25 protein-coding genes and 5 pseudogenes are annotated in these 26,838 nt (G+C 45.9%); 15 read left to right on the forward strand and 15 right to left on the reverse strand.

Features of this window, described 5'->3' with window-relative positions:
- Window positions 1–463 precede the first annotated feature (463 nt).
- A complete protein-coding gene (locus tag EXW96_RS01660; RefSeq protein WP_174349709.1) occupies window positions 464–1,321 on the forward strand; it encodes a hypothetical protein in 858 nt (285 codons plus the stop codon).
- A gap of 65 nt (window positions 1,322–1,386) precedes the next feature.
- On the opposite strand, the gene EXW96_RS01665 is transcribed toward EXW96_RS01660, so the two are convergent.
- From EXW96_RS01665 to EXW96_RS01675, 3 genes are read right to left on the reverse strand one after another with little or no spacing between them, the layout of a single operon-like run.
- On the reverse strand, window positions 1,387–1,725 hold the full coding sequence (locus tag EXW96_RS01665) for a type II toxin-antitoxin system PemK/MazF family toxin (RefSeq protein ID WP_174349710.1): 339 nt from the start codon (window positions 1,723–1,725) through the stop codon (window positions 1,387–1,389).
- Entirely contained in the window at window positions 1,718–1,915 is a 198-nt protein-coding gene (locus EXW96_RS01670; protein WP_174349711.1) for a DUF2281 domain-containing protein, read from the reverse strand. The genes EXW96_RS01665 and EXW96_RS01670 overlap by 8 nt, the downstream gene beginning before the upstream one ends.
- Before the next feature lie 31 nt (window positions 1,916–1,946).
- A complete protein-coding gene (locus EXW96_RS01675; RefSeq protein WP_174349712.1) occupies window positions 1,947–3,725 on the reverse strand; it encodes a recombinase family protein in 1,779 nt (592 codons plus the stop codon).
- Window positions 3,726–4,435: 710 nt separating this feature from the next.
- Between EXW96_RS01675 and EXW96_RS01680 the strand changes: the two genes are divergently transcribed.
- Window positions 4,436–4,747 carry a transposase gene (locus EXW96_RS01680; RefSeq protein ID WP_375256429.1) on the forward strand — a complete coding sequence of 104 codons (312 nt, stop codon included), beginning with the start codon at window positions 4,436–4,438 and terminating at the stop codon, window positions 4,745–4,747.
- On the opposite strand, the gene EXW96_RS01685 is transcribed toward EXW96_RS01680, so the two are convergent.
- Entirely contained in the window at window positions 4,740–5,246 is a 507-nt protein-coding gene (locus EXW96_RS01685; protein WP_054820364.1) for a hypothetical protein, read from the reverse strand. The two genes, EXW96_RS01680 and EXW96_RS01685, sit on opposite strands and share 8 nt — an antisense overlap.
- A 46-nt stretch (window positions 5,247–5,292) precedes the next feature.
- Window positions 5,293–6,162: a transposase gene (locus EXW96_RS01690; protein WP_254611176.1), complete on the reverse strand. Its 870-nt coding sequence runs from the start codon at window positions 6,160–6,162 to the stop codon at window positions 5,293–5,295.
- Window positions 6,163–6,446: 284 nt separating this feature from the next.
- Here EXW96_RS01690 and EXW96_RS01695 point away from each other — a divergent pair, with 284 nt between their 5' ends.
- Window positions 6,447–6,767 carry an IS3 family transposase gene (locus EXW96_RS01695; RefSeq protein ID WP_174349713.1) on the forward strand — a complete coding sequence of 107 codons (321 nt, stop codon included), beginning with the start codon at window positions 6,447–6,449 and terminating at the stop codon, window positions 6,765–6,767.
- Between the two features lie 8 nt (window positions 6,768–6,775).
- Here the strand turns inward: EXW96_RS01695 and istB (EXW96_RS01700) are convergent, their stop codons facing one another.
- Both istB (EXW96_RS01700) and istA (EXW96_RS01705) read right to left on the reverse strand, forming a co-directional pair.
- On the reverse strand, window positions 6,776–7,555 hold the full coding sequence (istB, locus tag EXW96_RS01700; protein WP_174349575.1) for an IS21-like element helper ATPase IstB: 780 nt from the start codon (window positions 7,553–7,555) through the stop codon (window positions 6,776–6,778).
- Entirely contained in the window at window positions 7,552–9,147 is a 1,596-nt protein-coding gene (istA, locus tag EXW96_RS01705) for an IS21 family transposase (RefSeq protein ID WP_155615814.1), read from the reverse strand. The genes istB (EXW96_RS01700) and istA (EXW96_RS01705) overlap by 4 nt, the downstream gene beginning before the upstream one ends.
- A gap of 103 nt (window positions 9,148–9,250) precedes the next feature.
- On the opposite strand from istA (EXW96_RS01705), the pseudogene EXW96_RS01710 reads away from it, so the two are divergent.
- Window positions 9,251–9,424: pseudogene (locus EXW96_RS01710) on the forward strand (IS3 family transposase); the annotation flags it as partial.
- Window positions 9,425–9,634: 210 nt separating this feature from the next.
- On the opposite strand, the gene EXW96_RS01715 reads toward EXW96_RS01710, so the two are convergent.
- Both EXW96_RS01715 and EXW96_RS01720 read right to left on the reverse strand, forming a co-directional pair.
- Window positions 9,635–10,561 (reverse strand): IS3 family transposase, encoded by a 927-nt coding sequence (locus EXW96_RS01715; RefSeq protein ID WP_141336822.1) that lies wholly within the window; start codon window positions 10,559–10,561, stop codon window positions 9,635–9,637.
- The gene (locus EXW96_RS01720; RefSeq protein ID WP_141336823.1) at window positions 10,558–10,884 is read right to left on the reverse strand and encodes a transposase; all 327 of its coding nucleotides are present in this window, start codon (window positions 10,882–10,884) and stop codon (window positions 10,558–10,560) included. Before EXW96_RS01720 ends, EXW96_RS01715 begins: the two co-directional genes overlap by 4 nt.
- Window positions 10,885–10,974: 90 nt before the next feature.
- Between EXW96_RS01720 and EXW96_RS01725 the strand changes: the two are divergent.
- Window positions 10,975–11,370, forward strand: a pseudogene (locus EXW96_RS01725) (transposase); the annotation flags it as partial.
- Between the two features lie 519 nt (window positions 11,371–11,889).
- Window positions 11,890–13,462 (forward strand): annotated as a pseudogene (locus EXW96_RS01730) (IS3 family transposase).
- Here EXW96_RS01730 and EXW96_RS01735 read toward each other — a convergent pair.
- Window positions 13,376–14,949 (reverse strand): IS3 family transposase gene (locus tag EXW96_RS01735; protein WP_254611177.1). Its coding sequence is split into 2 segments (ribosomal slippage): window positions 13,376–14,484 and window positions 14,484–14,949, totalling 1,575 coding nucleotides; the frame shifts between segments, so codons are not numbered across the junction. The pseudogene EXW96_RS01730 and the gene EXW96_RS01735 sit on opposite strands and share 87 nt — an antisense overlap.
- A 519-nt stretch (window positions 14,950–15,468) precedes the next feature.
- A pseudogene (locus EXW96_RS01740) lies at window positions 15,469–15,864 on the reverse strand (transposase); the annotation flags it as partial.
- Between the two features lie 90 nt (window positions 15,865–15,954).
- Between EXW96_RS01740 and EXW96_RS01745 the strand changes: the two are divergent.
- Both EXW96_RS01745 and EXW96_RS01750 read left to right on the forward strand, forming a co-directional pair.
- Window positions 15,955–16,281, forward strand: coding sequence for a transposase (locus EXW96_RS01745; protein WP_141336823.1), 327 nt, complete (start codon window positions 15,955–15,957; stop codon window positions 16,279–16,281).
- 17 nt (window positions 16,282–16,298) lie between these two features.
- Complete coding sequence (locus tag EXW96_RS01750; protein ID WP_258313571.1) at window positions 16,299–17,204, forward strand: IS3 family transposase; 906 nt, start codon at window positions 16,299–16,301, stop codon at window positions 17,202–17,204.
- 210 nt (window positions 17,205–17,414) lie between these two features.
- Here EXW96_RS01750 and EXW96_RS01755 read toward each other — a convergent pair.
- Window positions 17,415–17,588 (reverse strand): annotated as a pseudogene (locus EXW96_RS01755) (IS3 family transposase); the annotation flags it as partial.
- Between the two features lie 103 nt (window positions 17,589–17,691).
- On the opposite strand from EXW96_RS01755, the gene istA (EXW96_RS01760) reads away from it, so the two are divergent.
- Together istA (EXW96_RS01760) and istB (EXW96_RS01765) are read left to right on the forward strand one after the other, a co-directional pair.
- On the forward strand, window positions 17,692–19,287 hold the full coding sequence (istA, locus tag EXW96_RS01760; protein WP_155615814.1) for an IS21 family transposase: 1,596 nt from the start codon (window positions 17,692–17,694) through the stop codon (window positions 19,285–19,287).
- Complete coding sequence (istB, locus tag EXW96_RS01765) at window positions 19,284–20,063, forward strand: IS21-like element helper ATPase IstB (protein ID WP_174349575.1); 780 nt, start codon at window positions 19,284–19,286, stop codon at window positions 20,061–20,063. The genes istA (EXW96_RS01760) and istB (EXW96_RS01765) overlap by 4 nt, the downstream gene beginning before the upstream one ends.
- An 8-nt stretch (window positions 20,064–20,071) precedes the next feature.
- On the opposite strand, the gene EXW96_RS01770 is transcribed toward istB (EXW96_RS01765), so the two are convergent.
- On the reverse strand, window positions 20,072–20,392 hold the full coding sequence (locus EXW96_RS01770) for an IS3 family transposase (RefSeq protein WP_174349713.1): 321 nt from the start codon (window positions 20,390–20,392) through the stop codon (window positions 20,072–20,074).
- Window positions 20,393–20,676: 284 nt separating this feature from the next.
- Here EXW96_RS01770 and EXW96_RS01775 point away from each other — a divergent pair, with 284 nt between their 5' ends.
- A complete protein-coding gene (locus tag EXW96_RS01775) occupies window positions 20,677–21,546 on the forward strand; it encodes a transposase (protein WP_254611176.1) in 870 nt (289 codons plus the stop codon).
- A gap of 46 nt (window positions 21,547–21,592) precedes the next feature.
- Entirely contained in the window at window positions 21,593–22,099 is a 507-nt protein-coding gene (locus EXW96_RS01780; RefSeq protein WP_054820364.1) for a hypothetical protein, read from the forward strand.
- Here EXW96_RS01780 and EXW96_RS01785 read toward each other — a convergent pair.
- Entirely contained in the window at window positions 22,092–22,403 is a 312-nt protein-coding gene (locus tag EXW96_RS01785) for a transposase (RefSeq protein WP_375256429.1), read from the reverse strand. The two genes, EXW96_RS01780 and EXW96_RS01785, sit on opposite strands and share 8 nt — an antisense overlap.
- 710 nt (window positions 22,404–23,113) lie before the next feature.
- Between EXW96_RS01785 and EXW96_RS01790 the strand changes: the two genes are divergently transcribed.
- From EXW96_RS01790 to EXW96_RS01800, 3 genes are read left to right on the forward strand one after another with little or no spacing between them, the layout of a single operon-like run.
- Entirely contained in the window at window positions 23,114–24,892 is a 1,779-nt protein-coding gene (locus EXW96_RS01790; RefSeq protein WP_174349712.1) for a recombinase family protein, read from the forward strand.
- A 31-nt stretch (window positions 24,893–24,923) separates the two neighbouring features.
- A complete protein-coding gene (locus EXW96_RS01795) occupies window positions 24,924–25,121 on the forward strand; it encodes a DUF2281 domain-containing protein (RefSeq protein WP_174349711.1) in 198 nt (65 codons plus the stop codon).
- Window positions 25,114–25,452 carry a type II toxin-antitoxin system PemK/MazF family toxin gene (locus EXW96_RS01800; protein WP_174349710.1) on the forward strand — a complete coding sequence of 113 codons (339 nt, stop codon included), beginning with the start codon at window positions 25,114–25,116 and terminating at the stop codon, window positions 25,450–25,452. Before EXW96_RS01795 ends, EXW96_RS01800 begins: the two co-directional genes overlap by 8 nt.
- 65 nt (window positions 25,453–25,517) lie before the next feature.
- On the opposite strand, the gene EXW96_RS01805 is transcribed toward EXW96_RS01800, so the two are convergent.
- Window positions 25,518–26,375 carry a hypothetical protein gene (locus EXW96_RS01805; RefSeq protein ID WP_174349709.1) on the reverse strand — a complete coding sequence of 286 codons (858 nt, stop codon included), beginning with the start codon at window positions 26,373–26,375 and terminating at the stop codon, window positions 25,518–25,520.
- Between the last annotated feature and the right edge of the window lie 463 nt (window positions 26,376–26,838).

The following is a 26,838-nucleotide window of genomic DNA, read 5'->3' on the forward strand; positions in this document are numbered from 1 at the left end:
AAATTATTGGGACTATGTAATTTGAACAGAAAGAGATCATTGGTCTGAATAGCTTTAAATGATTGTCTACCACCCGGCTGCCAAAAATTCAGTTCATCCGGCTGTTCGTTAGCCAAATATTGAAACCAGTTATGATCCGTAACACCGATATAGAATTTCATATATCTTCACTCCGAAAAACGCAGCTTTAATAGTCCATTAGATTTATTCCACAATCCAACTGGAAACTCCTTCTTTCGACACCATGCTTTCACTATTATATAGCACTCCATTGACATTATTCTGTCAGCGAGTATATGTTCGCATAAAAAACCTCCGCCGCGTGTTGGGGATGTTTTATCCAAACAATTGCTTCGTCTTCTTTGCAGCATCTTTCAAAGCTGCTCGTTCCCCGGTACGCATCACGAAACCTTTTTGTAACTGTCGCGTCTAATATTCATCACGATTAAAGGAGCGAATCAATTTGTTAGTCACTTGCTTTTACGATAATGGATGCGATATGGGCTATATTTATTTGAAGCCACCGGAGGACGATGAGTTTGATGACTATGAGCGGAGCAGAAACGAAATTAGCAAGTACATAGACCCCGATCAAATTAACATTCCTTATGTGGTAGATGCACAAGTGGCTTCTAATCTTGATCAGATGGTCGTTGCCGCGAATACCTTTAAAGTAGACTATGAAAAAGGCTATGATACCGAGTATGGCAACGATATGGACGAGGAAGGGCACATTATTGGGATCGAATTAACGCTTAAACATGAAACATTTATCGAGCTTGTCAAAAATCAAGCTTTTAAGGTAATCCGAATAGAGTGGCGGAATAGAGAGTATCATCTGGTAACTTTCGACTACTCAGAGAATGTATTCAAACCGGAGAATGTCATTTATAAATTGACCGATAATGAAGATGCGTTTGTAATTGTGCAGCTTGTAAAACCGGAGAAGCTTGGATATCAGTACACAGATGAAATAGATCAGAAGCGCCCAATCGCTTTGTTCAAAGCTTTAATTTCAGCGAGAGATGATATTTATCCATTGGAATATTTATTGAAGCCACAATTTCTCTTACATAAAGACGAAGGATATCTCCTCGTTGAGGACAGAATATGGTGTGCTGCTCCCGACAAAAATCTTTGGAATTCCATCTCATCAGAACAACGTAGAAGCTTACTGGATAGCATTAGTTGTGAACAATGCTCGGCAAACATTGTTACACTGGACTGTACAGTTGATATGAAATCAAAAAATAGTTTTATTGCAAGACTGTATTGCAACCGATGCAAGCATCGATTTATAAAAGTTGTGGAATGGGGGTAAATATTTTGTAAACAAGCGTATGTTCGCATGAAAAAACCTCCGCCGCGTGTGGGGAGGTTGCTACGTCATTTGCTGATTAATTTTTCTATTTGTTCCTTTACCTTAAGAAATACTTCGGATTTCAAATGCCCGAATTTTCTAATGACGATCCGATTCGAGAAGGTGTAAATCTTATCCGCTCGGATTAATGAATCCACTTTTAATTGTCCCTCATCGAGATCATTTGCAGTAACATAAATCGAATAATCTTTATCCGTCACATTTGAAGTGATTGCTGCTACGACAATGTCTTGGTGCATTCCGTTATAAATTGTATTGGATAAAACGAGAACAGGACGTTGCTTCGTTGCCATTAAATCGGTATATGGAAAAGGGATAAGCAAAATATCACCTTGTTTATACATCGTTCCAAACCTCATCATCAACAGGATTATCCCAGAAGTCCATGCTGGTCATGCTTGCTTGTTCGAGATTCATTAATGCCTCACGTTCGCGCTTCATGTTCAAATAACCGATAAAATCAAGCACTTCTGCAGCTTCTTGTTCGGTAATACGATCAATCATGCGTTTCAATTCTTCGCGGTTCATACTCATGGATCACACCACCTTTTTCGTCCTGAAACCATTATAACACAAGTTCAGGAGATTTCAGACTTAAGCGATTCATTCCTCCCGATATATCCTTACCACGCACTCCACATGTGTTGTGCTGGGAATAGGAATGCACTTTCCCCCTTTCACTTCGCATGGACTTTTTTTGCTTATGCATCTTGCTTTGGATGCTGTTATGAAAGCCGGTTTTATAGACGAAGGTCAATTTGTACGGCTCGGGACTACCTTGATCGGGGTTCTCCCCAATAATCACTTTATCGACAATGCTTTCGAATACGTTCCGGTCGAATGCGGTCAGAAGCTCATTCGTTTGAAGCACTTTGCGAAAATGTTCAAGCCGTTTTCCCAAGTCAATTTCATCTTGCGCGGATTGCTCTAACTGTTCCTTTTCTTCGAGCAATTTAGTAAGCGAAGTATCGAGCTCCGCATACTTCTGTTCGTAAGTAGCCCTGTCTATTTTCTCATCCAGGCACAAATCAATCAGTTTGCAACGTTTTTGCTCCGTAGCCTGAATATCGCTGATAATTTTGTTCAGTCGCTTTTGATTATTCTGGTCGCTAAACACGGACTCCATTCTTTTCATAAGCTCGTCTAGCACATCCGAATTGTTGCGGCACACCAATTTGTACGATTCGACAAAAGCACCCTCAATCAGCTTTTCCTCCAAGGCTTTACTGAGAGAGCAGTATTTCTTCCCTTTTTTCGTGGCTGTCACACACTGCCAAATCACCTTTTCATGCGGGGTTCCGCTGTGCCAGTTCCGCCGCGAGAGATTGCTTCCGCAGAAAGCACATTCCAACTTGCTGCTGAAAGCAAATTTCCTGCTGTACTTGTCCCGCTTGCCTTTTGCGCCGCGGCGGCGATTCTCGCCTCTTCGATGCAATATGTCCTGCGCCTTTTCAAAAACTTCCTCGCTGACAATCGGCTCATGATGATTTTTGACATAAAACTGATCTTCCTCGCCGTAATTGTCCAATCTTCTCTTGGAAATGGGATCGACGGTAAATGTCTTTCCTTGCAACAAATCGCCTTTGTACTTCTCATTCTTTATGATACGAAGAACGGTTGTGTCCTGCCATTCGACTCTTCCGTACTTGGTTTTATGTCCCGCCTCAGTCAGTTCCTTTGCAATAACGTAAGCGCCGATTCCCGATGAGTATCGTTCAAAAATATAGCGGACGATTTCGGCTTCTTCTTGATTAACGGTTATCTGTTTCGTATTCACATCGTAATCGTATCCCAGACAACTTTGAAAGCCCACCAGTTCGCCGCGCTTCATTTTCATTTTCAAACCTTTTTTCACGTTGGCGGAGATATTCTCCACTTCCTGCTGCGCTACGGAGCTTAGAATGACAAGCAACAATTCGCCGTCCATCGTCAGCGTATTGATATTTTCGTCTTCAAAAAATACGGCGATGTTCTTTTCCTTCAACATTCGGACGTATTTCAACGTATCCAGCGTGTTTCTTGCAAACCTGGAGATAGACTTTGTGATGATCATATCAATTTTCCCATCCATACAATCGTTAATCATGCGCTGAAAATCCTCGCGCTTCGTTACCTGTGTCCCGGTTATGGCTTCGTCCGCATAAATATCGACAAGCATCCAGTCGCTGCGCTTGCTTACGAGATCGGTATAATATGCGACTTGCGATTTGTAGCTGTTCAATTGCTCCTCAGTGTCGGTACTTACGCGGGCATAAGGGGCGACGCGAAGAACATCCGATAACTTTCCGGCGTTGCGATCCGATATTTTCCGACTTGCTTTAATCACTTCCACTTCAAGAGCCATGGTGTTGTCCTCCATTCTTATTTACTCGCCATCAGTTTAATAAGAGATGGGCGAACCGACAAATGTGCGAATCAAGAAGTAAGGTCCGAAATGATGCCGTAATCCCGCATCGTTTTGTTCTTTATCAAATGAAATTCGTTTTCGGTAATCAAAGATAAAGCCAGTAACTGTCTTATCATAGCTATTTGCATGCTGTACCGGATGAGTTTATGGTTCATAATAACCTCCCATTAATCCATCAAAGCTGAAAATCAGAGATGCGCAACGAACATAACCGTATGTGCGCATCTCTGTTTTCGCCTCTGTTTTGGTTGCTTCTCTCAAATATCCTATCCGGCGGACAGTGGTTAGCCGTCCTCATAGGCTTCAAACCTCTTCCAGGATCGCTGCAAGCCGCCCCCATTGCGCTGAACTGTGGCTGGACGGAAGTATCATTATCCCTCCGCATGGGTCTTCGCCATAAATAGCACCACCATTTTTCATTGCATGGGCAAAATCGCTCGCAGTTTACCGCTTCTGATTTCAGGGCATGTAGAAACAAGAACCGGCAAAATGGTCATGGCGCGCCTGCAATCTGGCTTTCCTTTCAGGTCATGCGGGGAACGTACCGGATAAGATTTTATTCAGTTTTCAAGGATCAATGAGGGGTTGAATATAATGCTCCCATAGGTTGAGACACGGGAGAGTGATAAATAAGTTATAATGAAGCTATGGAAAAACGGAACCGATATACCTCAGAGTTTAAGACAAAAGTTGTGCTGGAGGTCCTCCGGGAGGAGCAGACCGTCAACGAGATTGCTGCCAAGTACGAAGTAAGCCCGGTTATGGTTAGCCGATGGAAAGCTGAATTTCTTGAGCGTGCTTCTGTCGTCTTTGAGAAGAAGACAAGTGAAGTCGACAAACTGAAGAAAGAGTACGAGAGCAAGCAAGAGCATCTAGAGAAGCTGGTTGGCCAACTCACGGTAGAGGTCGACTGGCTGAAAAAAAACTACGGCGGCATGAATAACATACATGTTATTTGAGCCATTGGTTTTCTAAATTTTTAAGATAATTTTGTGGATCGCGTTTAAACCGTTTGCGCATAACACTATCGCTCAACCGGTTATTCCATTTTTCTTTCTGTTTCTTGTAGCTTGTGTAGTCGACCATCCTTAAACGGGCGATTAGGTTTTCCTGTTTAAGTCCATCATCAACGAGCACAACCATCTCACCATTCCGTAAGATGTATTCGTTCCAGTTGCGTAGCCCGGTCATCCGACGGTGTCGTGTCTTCGTAGCTCGGAAGAAGCGTTCCAGATCGTTGTTCGTTCTTGGCACATGATAATGATCGTAGCAAGTGAAGAGTCCCTTCCAGAATCCCTTGCTGTAACTAAGGAGATTGTTAACCATTTCCAGATCATTCTCTTCGGTATAGGAAAGCCGAACCCAATCCAACAGCTTTGTCATTTCCCATTCAACTGTCTTGCTTGTCTTATCCATGCTGGGTTCAAGGATTTCTGCAATGTGACGGATTGGCTTCATCCAGCGAGCGACTTTCTCGTATTGTTGCTGAAGGGAATCGACTTTACTAAATATTCTGAAAACGTTTTGAAGTAGGGTGGCCCCCTTTTTTATCCAAGCATTTTTGAAGGGACGCTTGAATGGCTTGGGCCTGTTCATAGATACGCATACCGGGTAAATCTAATGGAGGATTTCCGTCTTCCAAGAGCAATGCACGTACGGCAGCAACGTAACCCTTCGCGATGCTTGCTTCTTGTGAATCCGACTGTTCGATTTTCCGCTCGACTTCACGAATGCCGCGCATGCTTTTCTTGAGCTCGGTCTTTAACTTTCGATCGACATCAACAACCGGTTTCGCGATGTCTTTTAAATAATGGTACTGGCAATATTGATAAGGCACATCGGGCAAAAGCGTCTCCATCGCTAGACGAATGGATTGCTGTCCATCACTAACAATACCGACGATCGGATAGCCTTGCTCGATGATCGGTTGGATGAGCGTTTGTAACTCGGCAGATGAACCACTTTTCATGTTTTTTGCTATTAAGACAGTACCGCTGAATACTTCACGAATTACATAAAGTGTCTCATTGCCTTTCTCTGGCTGGACGCCATCCATAGACAAGATAATACCGCCGTTTTGTTCTGTGACTTCAGCCAGCACTTTCTTCGTATGTTCAGTAAGACTAGCAGCAAGCAATGTTTGATACCGTTCATACAGATTTTGTGCGCTCCGTTCGGATGTCTGAACACCTCTCGCGTTCAATTCATCCGCAATCTCCTTGCGGGTCATATGCCGTTTGAAGCGAAGTTCACCAACTAGGCAAACAACGTCGAAGCCGTAAGGAGAATGCTTCATGCTTATTGCTTCTGCTTCCGCCGATTTGTAGTATACACCTGGCTTCGGGCAATCTGGATTTTCGCAATGGTAGGCCATGCTCCAAACGTGAACGACTTCTTTCAATGTGGCGATTTTCTTATTCCATGCTGTATGTGAACGACGTAATTTCTGTTGGCAGTGAGGACAATTCTTATGTTCAGGTCTAAAGTATATTCTCCGTTGTGGACGCAGACGGTTTTTGGAAAGCAATGCGGGTCAACTCCTTTGGAAATTTTGACCGTAATTACTTCGACAAACCGTTAGGAAGATCCTGTTAGTTATTCATGCCGCCGTAGAAAAAAAATCTGGCCTCAAATGAACCGCTCGAAGTTCGAAAAGCCATGGTGGAGCGTGATAACAATGAAATTACCATTAAGCGCCAGGCCGATCTGCTGAACGTGAACAGGACAAGCGTTTATCGCCCTAGTCAAGAGAAAAGCGAAAGCGAAGAGAATGTACAGATCATGCACCAGATCGATGAAATCTATATGAAACACCCTTACTTTGGTTATCGGCGGATGACCCGATTCCTTCGAGATCGAGGCTTTGAGGTGAATCGTAAGCGCGTACGGCGTCTCATGCAGCACATGGGGCTTGAAGCGTGTATTTGTCAACTGAAAATCCGGCCACATAATCATTTAATTTCCGGCCACGCGGCATAAAAATAAAGCTACGCCAACTGCTGTTTTTGCAACCACTCCTTTGTTTCTTTCATGCGATATGAATTTCCGTTCATGTTGACGATGTAAGACTGATGCGTCAGCCGGTCAATCATCGCAGCGGTCATCACCGGATCTTGAAAAATCTCACCCCATCGTTCAAAGGACAGATTGGTCGTAATGATCGTCGATTTACGTCCAGCCCGAAGTGACAGATGGGTAAACAATAATTCAGACCCTTCTTTATCAAACGAGATGTAACCCATCTCATCAGCTATGACCAGATCATACTTCTCGAAACGGTTCTGGAATGCACGTAGAGTCTGTTCCGACCGGCATTCCCTGATCCGGTTCACGAGCAGGGGGACGGTTGTAAACCATACTTTGTAACCCTCCAGGCAAGCTTTCAGACCTAACCCGATGCTAATGTGCGTTTTTCCAGTCCCTGGGTTTCCGGACAGAATTACGTTGCGCCCTTCTCGGATAAAATCTAGCGTTTTCAACAGTTTTAACTTCTTCTGTGCATCTTCCGGCAAGTCCCCGACAACCAAATCTTCGAGATATTTTTTGTGCGTAAATTCCGCCAACCGTATTCGGTTGTACCGGGACGCTTCCCGACGGGCATCGCATTCCTTTTCGAGAAGTTGCGTCAGAAATTCTTCGTAACTGGCGTCCCGTTGAGTCGCTTCCTGAATTTGCTCTTCCAAATGCTTACGAATCATCGGGAGCCGCAATTCTTTGCTGTATTCCAGAATCATTTCCTTCAACGCCTTGCGCGGCGAGTGGCTCATGCAGCGCCCTCCTTCGTTTCTGTCGGCCTAGTATCAAACAATTCATCGTACATGCGCAAATGCTCAACTGATCGCTCCGCAATCTCTTGGCCGGTTTCCGAATGTGTCGTCCGAACCACCGGCGCCAGATCTCGGTTTTTGGCACATAGCACTTTAATTTTATCCGTGGTTACATGGGCTGGGTGGATCCACTCCAATTCCTGAATAGCTTGCTCGATCTCCGCGAAACTGGCATCATCTCGAATATATTGCAATAGTTGTACAAATTCCTTGTTGCGTCTGGTATAATACCTTTCGTAGATTGTTTTTATCTTTTTGGGAGCCTGTTGCCACGCCGCGCTACCGGCGAATGCACCAGGTTTTTTCTTTAGCGTATCTAAATAATGGTTCAAGTCCAGCCGCCACTCATGGCTGCCGGTACACCGTACATGCTCCGCTACTTTCGTTTCTTGGTGAAAACAAAGCACTCGGGTCGAGTACACCTTGATCATGATCGATTCTCCAACCAGATGATCTGGTACGGAGTAACGATTTTGGTCCACCATAATCGTCGCGTATTTATCCGCCCGCCCGTAAAGTACACGGGCTGCGTCAAACGGGGGCGGGGAAGGCAAAAGGGTGGGGCGTTCTTCTTCCAGTCGTTCCTTCGCCGTCTGGCCGTTATTCTCGGTTTGCGGCTTTTGGTTGCGCTGAGTGCACACCTCCTGTAAATATTGGTTCGCTTCTTCAAGCGATTCAAATTCGTGCCGGAAGGCGAAGGCTTTCCGACGCACGACTTCTACGCTGCGTTCCACATGTCCTTTCTCATTGCCGCTGCGAATATTGCAAAACCGGAATTGAAAGCCGTAATAAAGCGACAGTTGGAGTAATCCTTGTGTCGGCTCCTTATCCGTTCCGACGAACCGTTTCACCGCGACTTTCATGTTGTCATACACCATGGTTCGATACACACCGCCGATATGCTGAAAGAACAGGGCATGTGCTTCTTGGAAGCATTCCGTCGTTTGCTTGGTGAACAGGTATGCAAAACGGTAATTCCCATATGCGGATGTGAAGACTGCCATCTGAAAAGTTTGAAACTTTCCATTAATTTTGAGCTTCACTTCACCCCAATCGAATTCGCAAATGTCCCCAAGCTCATACAGTGCCTTTATGTATGCTTCCTTTGGTTTTCGTTCCAAACTACGAACCGTCCGAAGAACAGTACTATAGCTGATTTGGATACCTTCGGCTTCTAGTGCCTCGAAGATATCTACCGCCTTCTTTTGCTGTTTGCGTTGCCCTTGGCTTCGCTTTACTTCGTTCTCATCCAGATGAGCCTGAATCTTAGCTGTCATTTCGTCGGTCAGTTTTCGTTTGGGTCGAATTCCGACTGTATACTTGGGCGCGGTAGTGAGGGCATCAATCAGTGCTTGGATATCCACCGAGTTGTTCCCCTCAGCTAGTAGCTGTTGTCTCCTTTCCTCATATTGCCTGATGTACTTCCCAACCGTCTCCCGATGGATCCCTGTCAATCTTGCAATCTCCCGGCGCGACCTCCCCTCATGAATATGCATCATTAATATTTGTTGCATCGTGTTCATCGCGATCATTCTCTCCCAGCCCCTACTTGTTGATTTTCTCTCCAAGTAGGTTTATCGGTTGTGGCCGGTTTTTCAATGATTTTGCTGGCCTGTTTTTAAGTTACCATAGACAGAAGCGATCTATCCGAAGCCGAACTTGAGCAAGCGATTCCACGCAAAATATGTTCGCCCCTACTTGCTTCGGGGCTTAACCATTAACCGGCCGAATCAGGTCTGGGGAATCGACATCACCTATCTCCGGATGGGGAAAGGCTTCATGTATCTGTTCAATATCATCGATTGGTATCGGTTTAAACCCGTAACTTTAGAGTCTTACACCCTTATTCACACGATTGCGTAATTTCTCATTGATTTACGTCGTTGTCGCTCGTTGTCGCCCTTGACATGGAGCCTCCAGCGGGCATGATTTTTCGCGATAGGGCGATGCGGATAACACATGCATCGCGAGGCTAACAAGCCTATCATGCCCGCCCCTCCATGTAAAGGGCTTTATCCATCATACCTTAATCACAAGCGGTTTTACGGCTTGCTGATGCATAGCTTGATGAAATTCCTGCGGGGATAGATCATACAAACTTCCATGGATCCGCCGCTGATTATAAAACAAGAGATAGTCAGATACGATACGGTATGCATCCTGATAACTCTCAAATTCATGCCTGGAGAGACACTCTTGTTCTAAAATGGCATGAAATGCTTCGATATGCGCATTTTTATTCGGCGTTTTCGGAGGAATACGTTCATGTTCTACACAATACTCCAGGCATGCTTCTTCAAAAGCATGGCTGATAAATTGCGGGCCGTTATCGGTACGAACCACGGGCAGCTGATCTTTCTCAAAGAGCCGCCGTTTCCATAACGCTCTCTGCAGGATTTGCGCAGCATGCTTCCCTTCACAAGAGAGGCCCATGTGGTAGTCGATAATCGATCGGTCGTAGACGTCAATCAGGCTGAGCAAGAAAAAGAAACGCTGCTCTGCTGCAATATAGCCGTATTTCACGTCCATCTCCCAAAGCTGATTCGAAGCGCAAATCTCACGGTTGTTCGCCAGCTTTCGGGGATATTGGATTCGCTTCCGGCGTTGTGGCTGCAGGATGCCCAGTTCCTGACACAGCCGGTATACTTTTTTCTTGTTAATGATCAGCCCATACTGTCGTTTCAGGCATACGGTTAATTTACGGTAACCGTAAGTCGCTTCTTCCCCGGCAATAAGCTCCATCAGCCATTCCTTGATCTGCTCATCGCTGACGGGACGCCGCTTATGATCCAAGGAAAAGCCGGGAATCGGCCGTCCGCCGTTATACACTCGCTCTTGCTTGAAGTGTTTCTTCCGGTAATAGTACGTCGCTTCACTGACGCCGACGATTCGCAGCACCACTGCAGCTTTATAACCCCGCGCAATCCATTTGTCGGCGATCTCTATTTTGTCCGATAGGCGGGGTTCACCTTTTTTACGAGATCACGAAGAATCGCAATCTCCAAATCCTTCTCGCCCAACAGCTTTTTCAATTTGTCGTTTTCCTGCTCTAACGCTTGAAACTCTTTGGATGATGGAGTGTAGGCTGCAACTTTTTTGGATTCTGGTGATGCGTTTTTCCAGTTTGCATGCTTCGATTGACGAATCCAACGAGCGAGCATTTTCCCGTCTATTCCATGTCGTCTTGCAACTTGGCTGGCATTGCCTGCTTCTAAGGCTTCTTGGATGAGCTGTTGTTTAAATTCAATGCTGTAACTCTTGCGCTGCATCTTTGATCCCTCCACTTTTGTTAATTCATATTGTAGTGGATAAGGAGAAAAGACTCAAAGGTAAATATGGGGCTTTAGAGGTATAGCCGCAAAGTGATCGACTACGAGCTATCCAGTACGCTTGAGAAAGGCTTTGTTTTGAGGTGTCTCAAGCGCGCATTTAGCCGCTGTAAGCCCGAGATCATGAACAGCGATCAGGGCTCCCACTTTACCAACGCTGAATACCTTGAGCTACTGGAGAAAGAAGGCGTCAAGGTATCGATGGATGGTAAGGGGCGTGCGACGGATAACAGCCGCACAGAGCGATATTTCCGCTCGCTCAAATACGAATGCATCTTCTTGAATGAATACGAAGACCCTCGCGCGCTGCGCAAAGGGATAGTTCGCTATGTCCAATTCTATAACCAAGAACGCCCTCATCAATCTCTCAATGAAGCAAAGCCCGATCAATTTTACGCGCATTCTATTGAAAAAACCGCATCCTAATTTACTAGATTACGAGAATGGAGGACATAACTTAATCCTCAAAAAATCGTGTCTTGACAATGGGGAGCATTACAGAATAGTGTCCCTCTAATATTCATTTCATTTTCAATGCAAAATCGGACCTTGGTTGCAAAACTATCGATCAGATCGGAGAGCGTTTTCTAAGAAAAAGGCGAGGGGGCTAAGGAAAACGAGACACGAGGATACGTTCTTTTGATGCCAGACGTGAAAGGGGTATTGCTACTCTGTCGAGATAAATAGGCACAGACTTTATTGGTTTAATGCATTACCGCCGTTCAGTAGCGTTAGACTCTTTACGCTGTGGTCGAGTCTGACTCACAAGCGCTTACGTTAATGGCGGTATTACGTCACCGACGAAGCACATAAGTTGTAAGTGCTGACAATTCTCCTGAACAAGCTAAATCCCCGGAACGATTATTATAACCCCCTGTGTCAGAATAGTTGTCGTACCCCTCAATTGAAAGTATAGTGAGGATAACAAGGACGAGGTGGGAGACAATGAACCAAGTGAATCAGGAATTGAAGCAGAGAGTCGTGCAACGAATGATGCCACCGAATAATGAATCGGTCAGCCAGTTAGCCAAAGAGTACGGGATATCTGAAACAGCGCTGTATAAGTGGAAGAAAGCGGCGAAGGCCCAAGGAACGATCATGCCGACAGGTGCACAATCTACAGAGCGATGGAGCACTCGAGATAAGTTTGCCATCGTGGTAGAAACAGCAGCATTAAGTGAGATTGAGTTGGCGGAATACTGTCGTGCCAAAGGGCTGTACGTCGAGCAAGTGGAAGCCTGGCGCGATGCTTGTATGAACGCCAATGGCGGGATCGCCGAGCAAGCGAGCAAGCTGCAAAAGGATCTCCGAACGAAAGAACAAGAAGTAAAGGCCCTAAGCCGCGAGCTTCAACGAAAGGAAGCGGCATTGGCCGAAACCGCAGCCTTACTGGTGTTGCGAAAAAAGGCCCAGGCGATCTGGGGGGACCAAGGGGACGAATGATCAGTGCCCCGGATCGTCAGCTAGCTGTATCACTGATTGAAGAAGCTGTTCAGGCCGGTGCAAGGGAACACCTCGCCTGTAAGGAGCTTGGACTGACCCAGAGAACCCTGCAGCGTTGGCGTCAGCATAAGATTAGCGAAGATAGGCGTCCTTATGCCAAGCGTCCTGAGCCCGTCCATAAGCTCAGCGAGGAAGAAGAACAACAGATTCTGGACGTCATCCATCAGCCTGAGTTTAAGAGCCTCCCCCCGAGTCAAATCGTTCCCGCCCTTGCCGATCAGGGAACCTATATTGCTTCGGAGTCTAGTTTTTATCGTGTGATGCACAAACACAAACAACAGCAACATCGTGGAAGAAGCAAGAAAAGAACCACCAAGCCGCTGACAAGCCACTGTGCTACTGGAGCTAACCAAGTCTGGATGTGGGATATTACGTGGATGCCAGGGCCCGTTAAAGGTCTGTTCTTCTACCTCTACCTGGTGCTAGATTTATATAGTCGCAAAATTGTCGGTTGGGAGATTTGGGAAGAAGAATCGGCCGAGCATGCGAGTCAGTTAATACGCAGAACGGTGCTTAGCGAGCAGTGTGTCATTCGCCAGCAGCCCCTTGTGCTGCACTCGGACAATGGCAGTCCGATGAAGGGGGCAACCTTATTGGAAACGCTATATAGCTTAGGCATCACGCCTTCCAGAAGTCGGCCCCGAGTCAGCAATGACAATCCCTATGCGGAGTCCATCTTCCGGACGTGCAAATACCGTCCAGAATACCCGGAGCAAGGGTTTAAAGACCGCACCGAGGCCCGTGAATGGGTGCTGCGTTTTGTACGATGGTACAACCACGAGCATCGCCACAGCGGGCTCAATTTCCTCACGCCCAGCCAGAGGCATAAAGGACAGAGGAACAAGTATTTGAGAAGCGACGGCAGGTTTATGAAGCTGCGAAAGCCCTGCATCCAGGTCGCTGGTCAGGGGATACACGGGATTGGAGTCTAAAAGAAGAAGTATGGCTTAATCCGGAAAAGCGACAGCTTAATAAGCGTCGCTTTTTCCGGATTAAGCCATACTTCTTCTTTTAGACTCCAATCCCGTGTATCCCCTGACCAGCGACCTGGATGCAGGGCTTTCGCAGCTTCATAAACCTGCCGTCGCTTCTCAAATACTTGTTCCTCCTGTCCTTTATGCCTCTGGCTGGGCGTGAGGAAATTGAGCCCGCTGTGGCGATGCTCGTGGTTGTACCATCGTACAAAACGCAGCACCCATTCACGGGCCTCGGTGCGGTCTTTAAACCCTTGCTCCGGGTATTCTGGACGGTATTTGCACGTCCGGAAGATGGACTCCGCATAGGGATTGTCATTGCTGACTCGGGGCCGACTTCTGGAAGGCGTGATGCCTAAGCTATATAGCGTTTCCAATAAGGTTGCCCCCTTCATCGGACTGCCATTGTCCGAGTGCAGCACAAGGGGCTGCTGGCGAATGACACACTGCTCGCTAAGCACCGTTCTGCGTATTAACTGACTCGCATGCTCGGCCGATTCTTCTTCCCAAATCTCCCAACCGACAATTTTGCGACTATATAAATCTAGCACCAGGTAGAGGTAGAAGAACAGACCTTTAACGGGCCCTGGCATCCACGTAATATCCCACATCCAGACTTGGTTAGCTCCAGTAGCACAGTGGCTTGTCAGCGGCTTGGTGGTTCTTTTCTTGCTTCTTCCACGATGTTGCTGTTGTTTGTGTTTGTGCATCACACGATAAAAACTAGACTCCGAAGCAATATAGGTTCCCTGATCGGCAAGGGCGGGAACGATTTGACTCGGGGGGAGGCTCTTAAACTCAGGCTGATGGATGACGTCCAGAATCTGTTGTTCTTCTTCCTCGCTGAGCTTATGGACGGGCTCAGGACGCTTGGCATAAGGACGCCTATCTTCGCTAATCTTATGCTGACGCCAACGCTGCAGGGTTCTCTGGGTCAGTCCAAGCTCCTTACAGGCGAGGTGTTCCCTTGCACCGGCCTGAACAGCTTCTTCAATCAGTGATACAGCTAGCTGACGATCCGGGGCACTGATCATTCGTCCCCTTGGTCCCCCCAGATCGCCTGGGCCTTTTTTCGCAACACCAGTAAGGCTGCGGTTTCGGCCAATGCCGCTTCCTTTCGTTGAAGCTCGCGGCTTAGGGCCTTTACTTCTTGTTCTTTCGTTCGGAGATCCTTTTGCAGCTTGCTCGCTTGCTCGGCGATCCCGCCATTGGCGTTCATACAAGCATCGCGCCAGGCTTCCACTTGCTCGACGTACAGCCCTTTGGCACGACAGTATTCCGCCAACTCAATCTCACTTAATGCTGCTGTTTCTACCACGATGGCAAACTTATCTCGAGTGCTCCATCGCTCTGTAGATTGTGCACCTGTCGGCATGATCGTTCCTTGGGCCTTCGCCGCTTTCTTCCACTTATACAGCGCTGTTTCAGATATCCCGTACTCTTTGGCTAACTGGCTGACCGATTCATTATTCGGTGGCATCATTCGTTGCACGACTCTCTGCTTCAATTCCTGATTCACTTGGTTCATTGTCTCCCACCTCGTCCTTGTTATCCTCACTATACTTTCAATTGAGGGGTACGACAACTATTCTGACACAGGGGGTTATAATAATCGTTCCGGGGATTTAGCTTGTTCAGGAGAATTGTCAGCACTTACAACTTATGTGCTTCGTCGGTGACGTAATACCGCCATTAACGTAAGCGCTTGTGAGTCAGACTCGACCACAGCGTAAAGAGTCTAACGCTACTGAACGGCGGTAATGCATTAAACCAATAAAGTCTGTGCCTATTTATCTCGACAGAGTAGCAATACCCCTTTCACGTCTGGCATCAAAAGAACGTATCCTCGTGTCTCGTTTTCCTTAGCCCCCTCGCCTTTTTCTTAGAAAACGCTCTCCGATCTGATCGATAGTTTTGCAACCAAGGTCCGATTTTGCATTGAAAATGAAATGAATATTAGAGGGACACTATTCTGTAATGCTCCCCATTGTCAAGACACGATTTTTTGAGGATTAAGTTATGTCCTCCATTCTCGTAATCTAGTAAATTAGGATGCGGTTTTTTCAATAGAATGCGCGTAAAATTGATCGGGCTTTGCTTCATTGAGAGATTGATGAGGGCGTTCTTGGTTATAGAATTGGACATAGCGAACTATCCCTTTGCGCAGCGCGCGAGGGTCTTCGTATTCATTCAAGAAGATGCATTCGTATTTGAGCGAGCGGAAATATCGCTCTGTGCGGCTGTTATCCGTCGCACGCCCCTTACCATCCATCGATACCTTGACGCCTTCTTTCTCCAGTAGCTCAAGGTATTCAGCGTTGGTAAAGTGGGAGCCCTGATCGCTGTTCATGATCTCGGGCTTACAGCGGCTAAATGCGCGCTTGAGACACCTCAAAACAAAGCCTTTCTCAAGCGTACTGGATAGCTCGTAGTCGATCACTTTGCGGCTATACCTCTAAAGCCCCATATTTACCTTTGAGTCTTTTCTCCTTATCCACTACAATATGAATTAACAAAAGTGGAGGGATCAAAGATGCAGCGCAAGAGTTACAGCATTGAATTTAAACAACAGCTCATCCAAGAAGCCTTAGAAGCAGGCAATGCCAGCCAAGTTGCAAGACGACATGGAATAGACGGGAAAATGCTCGCTCGTTGGATTCGTCAATCGAAGCATGCAAACTGGAAAAACGCATCACCAGAATCCAAAAAAGTTGCAGCCTACACTCCATCATCCAAAGAGTTTCAAGCGTTAGAGCAGGAAAACGACAAATTGAAAAAGCTGTTGGGCGAGAAGGATTTGGAGATTGCGATTCTTCGTGATCTCGTAAAAAAGGTGAACCCCGCCTATCGGACAAAATAGAGATCGCCGACAAATGGATTGCGCGGGGTTATAAAGCTGCAGTGGTGCTGCGAATCGTCGGCGTCAGTGAAGCGACGTACTATTACCGGAAGAAACACTTCAAGCAAGAGCGAGTGTATAACGGCGGACGGCCGATTCCCGGCTTTTCCTTGGATCATAAGCGGCGTCCCGTCAGCGATGAGCAGATCAAGGAATGGCTGATGGAGCTTATTGCCGGGGAAGAAGCGACTTACGGTTACCGTAAATTAACCGTATGCCTGAAACGACAGTATGGGCTGATCATTAACAAGAAAAAAGTATACCGGCTGTGTCAGGAACTGGGCATCCTGCAGCCACAACGCCGGAAGCGAATCCAATATCCCCGAAAGCTGGCGAACAACCGTGAGATTTGCGCTTCGAATCAGCTTTGGGAGATGGACGTGAAATACGGCTATATTGCAGCAGAGCAGCGTTTCTTTTTCTTGCTCAGCCTGATTGACGTCTACGACCGATCGATTATCGACTACCACATGGGCCTCTCTTGTGAAGGGAAGCATGCTGCGCAAATCCTGCAGAGAGCGTTATGGAAACGGCGGCTCTTTGAGAAAGATCAGCTGCCCGTGGTTCGTACCGATAACGGCCCGCAATTTATCAGCCATGCTTTTGAAGAAGCATGCCTGGAGTATTGTGTAGAACATGAACGTATTCCTCCGAAAACGCCGAATAAAAATGCGCATATCGAAGCATTTCATGCCATTTTAGAACAAGAGTGTCTCTCCAGGCATGAATTTGAGAGTTATCAGGATGCATACCGTATCGTATCTGACTATCTCTTGTTTTATAATCAGCGGCGGATCCATGGAAGTTTGTATGATCTATCCCCGCAGGAATTTCATCAAGCTATGCATCAGCAAGCCGTAAAACCGCTTGTGATTAAGGTATGATGGATAAAGCCCTTTACATGGAGGGGCGGGCATGATAGGCTTGTTAGCCTCGCGATGCATGTGTTATCCGCATCGCCCTATCGCGAAAAATCATGCCCGCTGGAGGCTCCATGTCAAGGGCGACAACGAGCGACAACGACGTAAATCAATGAGAAATTACGCAATCGTGTGAATAAGGGTGTAAGACTCTAAAGTTACGGGTTTAAACCGATACCAATCGATGATATTGAACAGATACATGAAGCCTTTCCCCATCCGGAGATAGGTGATGTCGATTCCCCAGACCTGATTCGGCCGGTTAATGGTTAAGCCCCGAAGCAAGTAGGGGCGAACATATTTTGCGTGGAATCGCTTGCTCAAGTTCGGCTTCGGATAGATCGCTTCTGTCTATGGTAACTTAAAAACAGGCCAGCAAAATCATTGAAAAACCGGCCACAACCGATAAACCTACTTGGAGAGAAAATCAACAAGTAGGGGCTGGGAGAGAATGATCGCGATGAACACGATGCAACAAATATTAATGATGCATATTCATGAGGGGAGGTCGCGCCGGGAGATTGCAAGATTGACAGGGATCCATCGGGAGACGGTTGGGAAGTACATCAGGCAATATGAGGAAAGGAGACAACAGCTACTAGCTGAGGGGAACAACTCGGTGGATATCCAAGCACTGATTGATGCCCTCACTACCGCGCCCAAGTATACAGTCGGAATTCGACCCAAACGAAAACTGACCGACGAAATGACAGCTAAGATTCAGGCTCATCTGGATGAGAACGAAGTAAAGCGAAGCCAAGGGCAACGCAAACAGCAAAAGAAGGCGGTAGATATCTTCGAGGCACTAGAAGCCGAAGGTATCCAAATCAGCTATAGTACTGTTCTTCGGACGGTTCGTAGTTTGGAACGAAAACCAAAGGAAGCATACATAAAGGCACTGTATGAGCTTGGGGACATTTGCGAATTCGATTGGGGTGAAGTGAAGCTCAAAATTAATGGAAAGTTTCAAACTTTTCAGATGGCAGTCTTCACATCCGCATATGGGAATTACCGTTTTGCATACCTGTTCACCAAGCAAACGACGGAATGCTTCCAAGAAGCACATGCCCTGTTCTTTCAGCATATCGGCGGTGTGTATCGAACCATGGTGTATGACAACATGAAAGTCGCGGTGAAACGGTTCGTCGGAACGGATAAGGAGCCGACACAAGGATTACTCCAACTGTCGCTTTATTACGGCTTTCAATTCCGGTTTTGCAATATTCGCAGCGGCAATGAGAAAGGACATGTGGAACGCAGCGTAGAAGTCGTGCGTCGGAAAGCCTTCGCCTTCCGGCACGAATTTGAATCGCTTGAAGAAGCGAACCAATATTTACAGGAGGTGTGCACTCAGCGCAACCAAAAGCCGCAAACCGAGAATAACGGCCAGACGGCGAAGGAACGACTGGAAGAAGAACGCCCCACCCTTTTGCCTTCCCCGCCCCCGTTTGACGCAGCCCGTGTACTTTACGGGCGGGCGGATAAATACGCGACGATTATGGTGGACCAAAATCGTTACTCCGTACCAGATCATCTGGTTGGAGAATCGATCATGATCAAGGTGTACTCGACCCGAGTGCTTTGTTTTCACCAAGAAACGAAAGTAGCGGAGCATGTACGGTGTACCGGCAGCCATGAGTGGCGGCTGGACTTGAACCATTATTTAGATACGCTAAAGAAAAAACCTGGTGCATTCGCCGGTAGCGCGGCGTGGCAACAGGCTCCCAAAAAGATAAAAACAATCTACGAAAGGTATTATACCAGACGCAACAAGGAATTTGTACAACTATTGCAATATATTCGAGATGATGCCAGTTTCGCGGAGATCGAGCAAGCTATTCAGGAATTGGAGTGGATCCACCCAGCCCATGTAACCACGGATAAAATTAAAGTGCTATGTGCCAAAAACCGAGATCTGGCGCCGGTGGTTCGGACGACACATTCGGAAACCGGCCAAGAGATTGCGGAGCGATCAGTTGAGCATTTGCGCATGTACGATGAATTGTTTGATACTAGGCCGACAGAAACGAAGGAGGGCGCTGCATGAGCCACTCGCCGCGCAAGGCGTTGAAGGAAATGATTCTGGAATACAGCAAAGAATTGCGGCTCCCGATGATTCGTAAGCATTTGGAAGAGCAAATTCAGGAAGCGACTCAACGGGACGCCAGTTACGAAGAATTTCTGACGCAACTTCTCGAAAAGGAATGCGATGCCCGTCGGGAAGCGTCCCGGTACAACCGAATACGGTTGGCGGAATTTACGCACAAAAAATATCTCGAAGATTTGGTTGTCGGGGACTTGCCGGAAGATGCACAGAAGAAGTTAAAACTGTTGAAAACGCTAGATTTTATCCGAGAAGGGCGCAACGTAATTCTGTCCGGAAACCCAGGGACTGGAAAAACGCACATTAGCATCGGGTTAGGTCTGAAAGCTTGCCTGGAGGGTTACAAAGTATGGTTTACAACCGTCCCCCTGCTCGTGAACCGGATCAGGGAATGCCGGTCGGAACAGACTCTACGTGCATTCCAGAACCGTTTCGAGAAGTATGATCTGGTCATAGCTGATGAGATGGGTTACATCTCGTTTGATAAAGAAGGGTCTGAATTATTGTTTACCCATCTGTCACTTCGGGCTGGACGTAAATCGACGATCATTACGACCAATCTGTCCTTTGAACGATGGGGTGAGATTTTTCAAGATCCGGTGATGACCGCTGCGATGATTGACCGGCTGACGCATCAGTCTTACATCGTCAACATGAACGGAAATTCATATCGCATGAAAGAAACAAAGGAGTGGTTGCAAAAACAGCAGTTGGCGTAGCTTTTATTTTATGCCGCGTGGCCGGAAATTAAATGATTATGTGGCCGGATTTTCAGTTGACAAATACACGCTTCAAGCCCCATGTGCTGCATGAGACGCCGTACGCGCTTACGATTCACCTCAAAGCCTCGATCTCGAAGGAATCGGGTCATCCGCCGATAACCAAAGTAAGGGTGTTTCATATAGATTTCATCGATCTGGTGCATGATCTGTACATTCTCTTCGCTTTCGCTTTTCTCTTGACTAGGGCGATAAACGCTTGTCCTGTTCACGTTCAGCAGATCGGCCTGGCGCTTAATGGTAATTTCATTGTTATCACGCTCCACCATGGCTTTTCGAACTTCGAGCGGTTCATTTGAGGCCAGATTTTTTTTCTACGGCGGCATGAATAACTAACAGGATCTTCCTAACGGTTTGTCGAAGTAATTACGGTCAAAATTTCCAAAGGAGTTGACCCGCATTGCTTTCCAAAAACCGTCTGCGTCCACAACGGAGAATATACTTTAGACCTGAACATAAGAATTGTCCTCACTGCCAACAGAAATTACGTCGTTCACATACAGCATGGAATAAGAAAATCGCCACATTGAAAGAAGTCGTTCACGTTTGGAGCATGGCCTACCATTGCGAAAATCCAGATTGCCCGAAGCCAGGTGTATACTACAAATCGGCGGAAGCAGAAGCAATAAGCATGAAGCATTCTCCTTACGGCTTCGACGTTGTTTGCCTAGTTGGTGAACTTCGCTTCAAACGGCATATGACCCGCAAGGAGATTGCGGATGAATTGAACGCGAGAGGTGTTCAGACATCCGAACGGAGCGCACAAAATCTGTATGAACGGTATCAAACATTGCTTGCTGCTAGTCTTACTGAACATACGAAGAAAGTGCTGGCTGAAGTCACAGAACAAAACGGCGGTATTATCTTGTCTATGGATGGCGTCCAGCCAGAGAAAGGCAATGAGACACTTTATGTAATTCGTGAAGTATTCAGCGGTACTGTCTTAATAGCAAAAAACATGAAAAGTGGTTCATCTGCCGAGTTACAAACGCTCATCCAACCGATCATCGAGCAAGGCTATCCGATCGTCGGTATTGTTAGTGATGGACAGCAATCCATTCGTCTAGCGATGGAGACGCTTTTGCCCGATGTGCCTTATCAATATTGCCAGTACCATTATTTAAAAGACATCGCGAAACCGGTTGTTGATGTCGATCGAAAGTTAAAGACCGAGCTCAAGAAAAGCATGCGCGGCATTCGTGAAGTCGAGCGGAAAATCGAACAGTCGGATTCACAAGAAGCAAGCATCGCGAAGGGTTACGTTGCTGCCGTACGTGCATTGCTCTTGGAAGACGGAAATCCTCCATTAGATTTACCCGGTATGCGTATCTATGAACAGGCCCAAGCCATTCAAGCGTCCCTTCAAAAATGCTTGGATAAAAAAGGGGGCCACCCTACTTCAAAACGTTTTCAGAATATTTAGTAAAGTCGATTCCCTTCAGCAACAATACGAGAAAGTCGCTCGCTGGATGAAGCCAATCCGTCACATTGCAGAAATCCTTGAACCCAGCATGGATAAGACAAGCAAGACAGTTGAATGGGAAATGACAAAGCTGTTGGATTGGGTTCGGCTTTCCTATACCGAAGAGAATGATCTGGAAATGGTTAACAATCTCCTTAGTTACAGCAAGGGATTCTGGAAGGGACTCTTCACTTGCTACGATCATTATCATGTGCCAAGAACGAACAACGATCTGGAACGCTTCTTCCGAGCTACGAAGACACGACACCGTCGGATGACCGGGCTACGCAACTGGAACGAATACATCTTACGGAATGGTGAGATGGTTGTGCTCGTTGATGATGGACTTAAACAGGAAAACCTAATCGCCCGTTTAAGGATGGTCGACTACACAAGCTACAAGAAACAGAAAGAAAAATGGAATAACCGGTTGAGCGATAGTGTTATGCGCAAACGGTTTAAACGCGATCCACAAAATTATCTTAAAAATTTAGAAAACCAATGGCTCAAATAACATGTATGTTATTCATGCCGCCGTAGTTTTTTTTCAGCCAGTCGACCTCTACCGTGAGTTGGCCAACCAGCTTCTCTAGATGCTCTTGCTTGCTCTCGTACTCTTTCTTCAGTTTGTCGACTTCACTTGTCTTCTTCTCAAAGACGACAGAAGCACGCTCAAGAAATTCAGCTTTCCATCGGCTAACCATAACCGGGCTTACTTCGTACTTGGCAGCAATCTCGTTGACGGTCTGCTCCTCCCGGAGGACCTCCAGCACAACTTTTGTCTTAAACTCTGAGGTATATCGGTTCCGTTTTTCCATAGCTTCATTATAACTTATTTATCACTCTCCCGTGTCTCAACCTATGGGAGCATTATATTCAACCCCTCATTGATCCTTGAAAACTGAATAAAATCTTATCCGGTACGTTCCCCGCATGACCTGAAAGGAAAGCCAGATTGCAGGCGCGCCATGACCATTTTGCCGGTTCTTGTTTCTACATGCCCTGAAATCAGAAGCGGTAAACTGCGAGCGATTTTGCCCATGCAATGAAAAATGGTGGTGCTATTTATGGCGAAGACCCATGCGGAGGGATAATGATACTTCCGTCCAGCCACAGTTCAGCGCAATGGGGGCGGCTTGCAGCGATCCTGGAAGAGGTTTGAAGCCTATGAGGACGGCTAACCACTGTCCGCCGGATAGGATATTTGAGAGAAGCAACCAAAACAGAGGCGAAAACAGAGATGCGCACATACGGTTATGTTCGTTGCGCATCTCTGATTTTCAGCTTTGATGGATTAATGGGAGGTTATTATGAACCATAAACTCATCCGGTACAGCATGCAAATAGCTATGATAAGACAGTTACTGGCTTTATCTTTGATTACCGAAAACGAATTTCATTTGATAAAGAACAAAACGATGCGGGATTACGGCATCATTTCGGACCTTACTTCTTGATTCGCACATTTGTCGGTTCGCCCATCTCTTATTAAACTGATGGCGAGTAAATAAGAATGGAGGACAACACCATGGCTCTTGAAGTGGAAGTGATTAAAGCAAGTCGGAAAATATCGGATCGCAACGCCGGAAAGTTATCGGATGTTCTTCGCGTCGCCCCTTATGCCCGCGTAAGTACCGACACTGAGGAGCAATTGAACAGCTACAAATCGCAAGTCGCATATTATACCGATCTCGTAAGCAAGCGCAGCGACTGGATGCTTGTCGATATTTATGCGGACGAAGCCATAACCGGGACACAGGTAACGAAGCGCGAGGATTTTCAGCGCATGATTAACGATTGTATGGATGGGAAAATTGATATGATCATCACAAAGTCTATCTCCAGGTTTGCAAGAAACACGCTGGATACGTTGAAATACGTCCGAATGTTGAAGGAAAAGAACATCGCCGTATTTTTTGAAGACGAAAATATCAATACGCTGACGATGGACGGCGAATTGTTGCTTGTCATTCTAAGCTCCGTAGCGCAGCAGGAAGTGGAGAATATCTCCGCCAACGTGAAAAAAGGTTTGAAAATGAAAATGAAGCGCGGCGAACTGGTGGGCTTTCAAAGTTGTCTGGGATACGATTACGATGTGAATACGAAACAGATAACCGTTAATCAAGAAGAAGCCGAAATCGTCCGCTATATTTTTGAACGATACTCATCGGGAATCGGCGCTTACGTTATTGCAAAGGAACTGACTGAGGCGGGACATAAAACCAAGTACGGAAGAGTCGAATGGCAGGACACAACCGTTCTTCGTATCATAAAGAATGAGAAGTACAAAGGCGATTTGTTGCAAGGAAAGACATTTACCGTCGATCCCATTTCCAAGAGAAGATTGGACAATTACGGCGAGGAAGATCAGTTTTATGTCAAAAATCATCATGAGCCGATTGTCAGCGAGGAAGTTTTTGAAAAGGCGCAGGACATATTGCATCGAAGAGGCGAGAATCGCCGCCGCGGCGCAAAAGGCAAGCGGGACAAGTACAGCAGGAAATTTGCTTTCAGCAGCAAGTTGGAATGTGCTTTCTGCGGAAGCAATCTCTCGCGGCGGAACTGGCACAGCGGAACCCCGCATGAAAAGGTGATTTGGCAGTGTGTGACAGCCACGAAAAAAGGGAAGAAATACTGCTCTCTCAGTAAAGCCTTGGAGGAAAAGCTGATTGAGGGTGCTTTTGTCGAATCGTACAAATTGGTGTGCCGCAACAATTCGGATGTGCTAGACGAGCTTATGAAAAGAATGGAGTCCGTGTTTAGCGACCAGAATAATCAAAAGCGACTGAACAAAATTATCAGCGATATTCAGGCTACGGAGCAAAAACGTTGCAAACTGATTGATTTGTGCCTGGATGAGAAAATAGACAGGGCTACTTACGAACAGAAGTATGCGGAGCTCGATACTTCGCTTACTAAATTGCTCGAAGAAAAGGAACAGTTAGAGCAATCCGCGCAAGATGAAATTGACTTGGGAAAACGGCTTGAACATTTTCGCAAAGTGCTTCAAACGAATGAGCTTCTGACCGCATTCGACCGGAACGTATTCGAAAGCATTGTCGATAAAGTGATTATTGGGGAGAACCCCGATCAAGGTAGTCCCGAGCCGTACAAATTGACCTTCGTCTATAAAACCGGCTTTCATAACAGCATCCAAAGCAAGATGCATAAGCAAAAAAAGTCCATGCGAAGTGAAAGGGGGAAAGTGCATTCCTATTCCCAGCACAACACATGTGGAGTGCGTGGTAAGGATATATCGGGAGGAATGAATCGCTTAAGTCTGAAATCTCCTGAACTTGTGTTATAATGGTTTCAGGACGAAAAAGGTGGTGTGATCCATGAGTATGAACCGCGAAGAATTGAAACGCATGATTGATCGTATTACCGAACAAGAAGCTGCAGAAGTGCTTGATTTTATCGGTTATTTGAACATGAAGCGCGAACGTGAGGCATTAATGAATCTCGAACAAGCAAGCATGACCAGCATGGACTTCTGGGATAATCCTGTTGATGATGAGGTTTGGAACGATGTATAAACAAGGTGATATTTTGCTTATCCCTTTTCCATATACCGATTTAATGGCAACGAAGCAACGTCCTGTTCTCGTTTTATCCAATACAATTTATAACGGAATGCACCAAGACATTGTCGTAGCAGCAATCACTTCAAATGTGACGGATAAAGATTATTCGATTTATGTTACTGCAAATGATCTCGATGAGGGACAATTAAAAGTGGATTCATTAATCCGAGCGGATAAGATTTACACCTTCTCGAATCGGATCGTCATTAGAAAATTCGGGCATTTGAAATCCGAAGTATTTCTTAAGGTAAAGGAACAAATAGAAAAATTAATCAGCAAATGACGTAGCAACCTCCCCACACGCGGCGGAGGTTTTTTCATGCGAACATACGCTTGTTTACAAAATATTTACCCCCATTCCACAACTTTTATAAATCGATGCTTGCATCGGTTGCAATACAGTCTTGCAATAAAACTATTTTTTGATTTCATATCAACTGTACAGTCCAGTGTAACAATGTTTGCCGAGCATTGTTCACAACTAATGCTATCCAGTAAGCTTCTACGTTGTTCTGATGAGATGGAATTCCAAAGATTTTTGTCGGGAGCAGCACACCATATTCTGTCCTCAACGAGGAGATATCCTTCGTCTTTATGTAAGAGAAATTGTGGCTTCAATAAATATTCCAATGGATAAATATCATCTCTCGCTGAAATTAAAGCTTTGAACAAAGCGATTGGGCGCTTCTGATCTATTTCATCTGTGTACTGATATCCAAGCTTCTCCGGTTTTACAAGCTGCACAATTACAAACGCATCTTCATTATCGGTCAATTTATAAATGACATTCTCCGGTTTGAATACATTCTCTGAGTAGTCGAAAGTTACCAGATGATACTCTCTATTCCGCCACTCTATTCGGATTACCTTAAAAGCTTGATTTTTGACAAGCTCGATAAATGTTTCATGTTTAAGCGTTAATTCGATCCCAATAATGTGCCCTTCCTCGTCCATATCGTTGCCATACTCGGTATCATAGCCTTTTTCATAGTCTACTTTAAAGGTATTCGCGGCAACGACCATCTGATCAAGATTAGAAGCCACTTGTGCATCTACCACATAAGGAATGTTAATTTGATCGGGGTCTATGTACTTGCTAATTTCGTTTCTGCTCCGCTCATAGTCATCAAACTCATCGTCCTCCGGTGGCTTCAAATAAATATAGCCCATATCGCATCCATTATCGTAAAAGCAAGTGACTAACAAATTGATTCGCTCCTTTAATCGTGATGAATATTAGACGCGACAGTTACAAAAAGGTTTCGTGATGCGTACCGGGGAACGAGCAGCTTTGAAAGATGCTGCAAAGAAGACGAAGCAATTGTTTGGATAAAACATCCCCAACACGCGGCGGAGGTTTTTTATGCGAACATATACTCGCTGACAGAATAATGTCAATGGAGTGCTATATAATAGTGAAAGCATGGTGTCGAAAGAAGGAGTTTCCAGTTGGATTGTGGAATAAATCTAATGGACTATTAAAGCTGCGTTTTTCGGAGTGAAGATATATGAAATTCTATATCGGTGTTACGGATCATAACTGGTTTCAATATTTGGCTAACGAACAGCCGGATGAACTGAATTTTTGGCAGCCGGGTGGTAGACAATCATTTAAAGCTATTCAGACCAATGATCTCTTTCTGTTCAAATTACATAGTCCCAATAATTT

Source organism: Paenibacillus sp. JMULE4 (assembly GCF_013337105.1).
Taxonomy (GTDB): domain Bacteria; phylum Bacillota; class Bacilli; order Paenibacillales; family NBRC-103111; genus Paenibacillus_G; species Paenibacillus_G naphthalenovorans.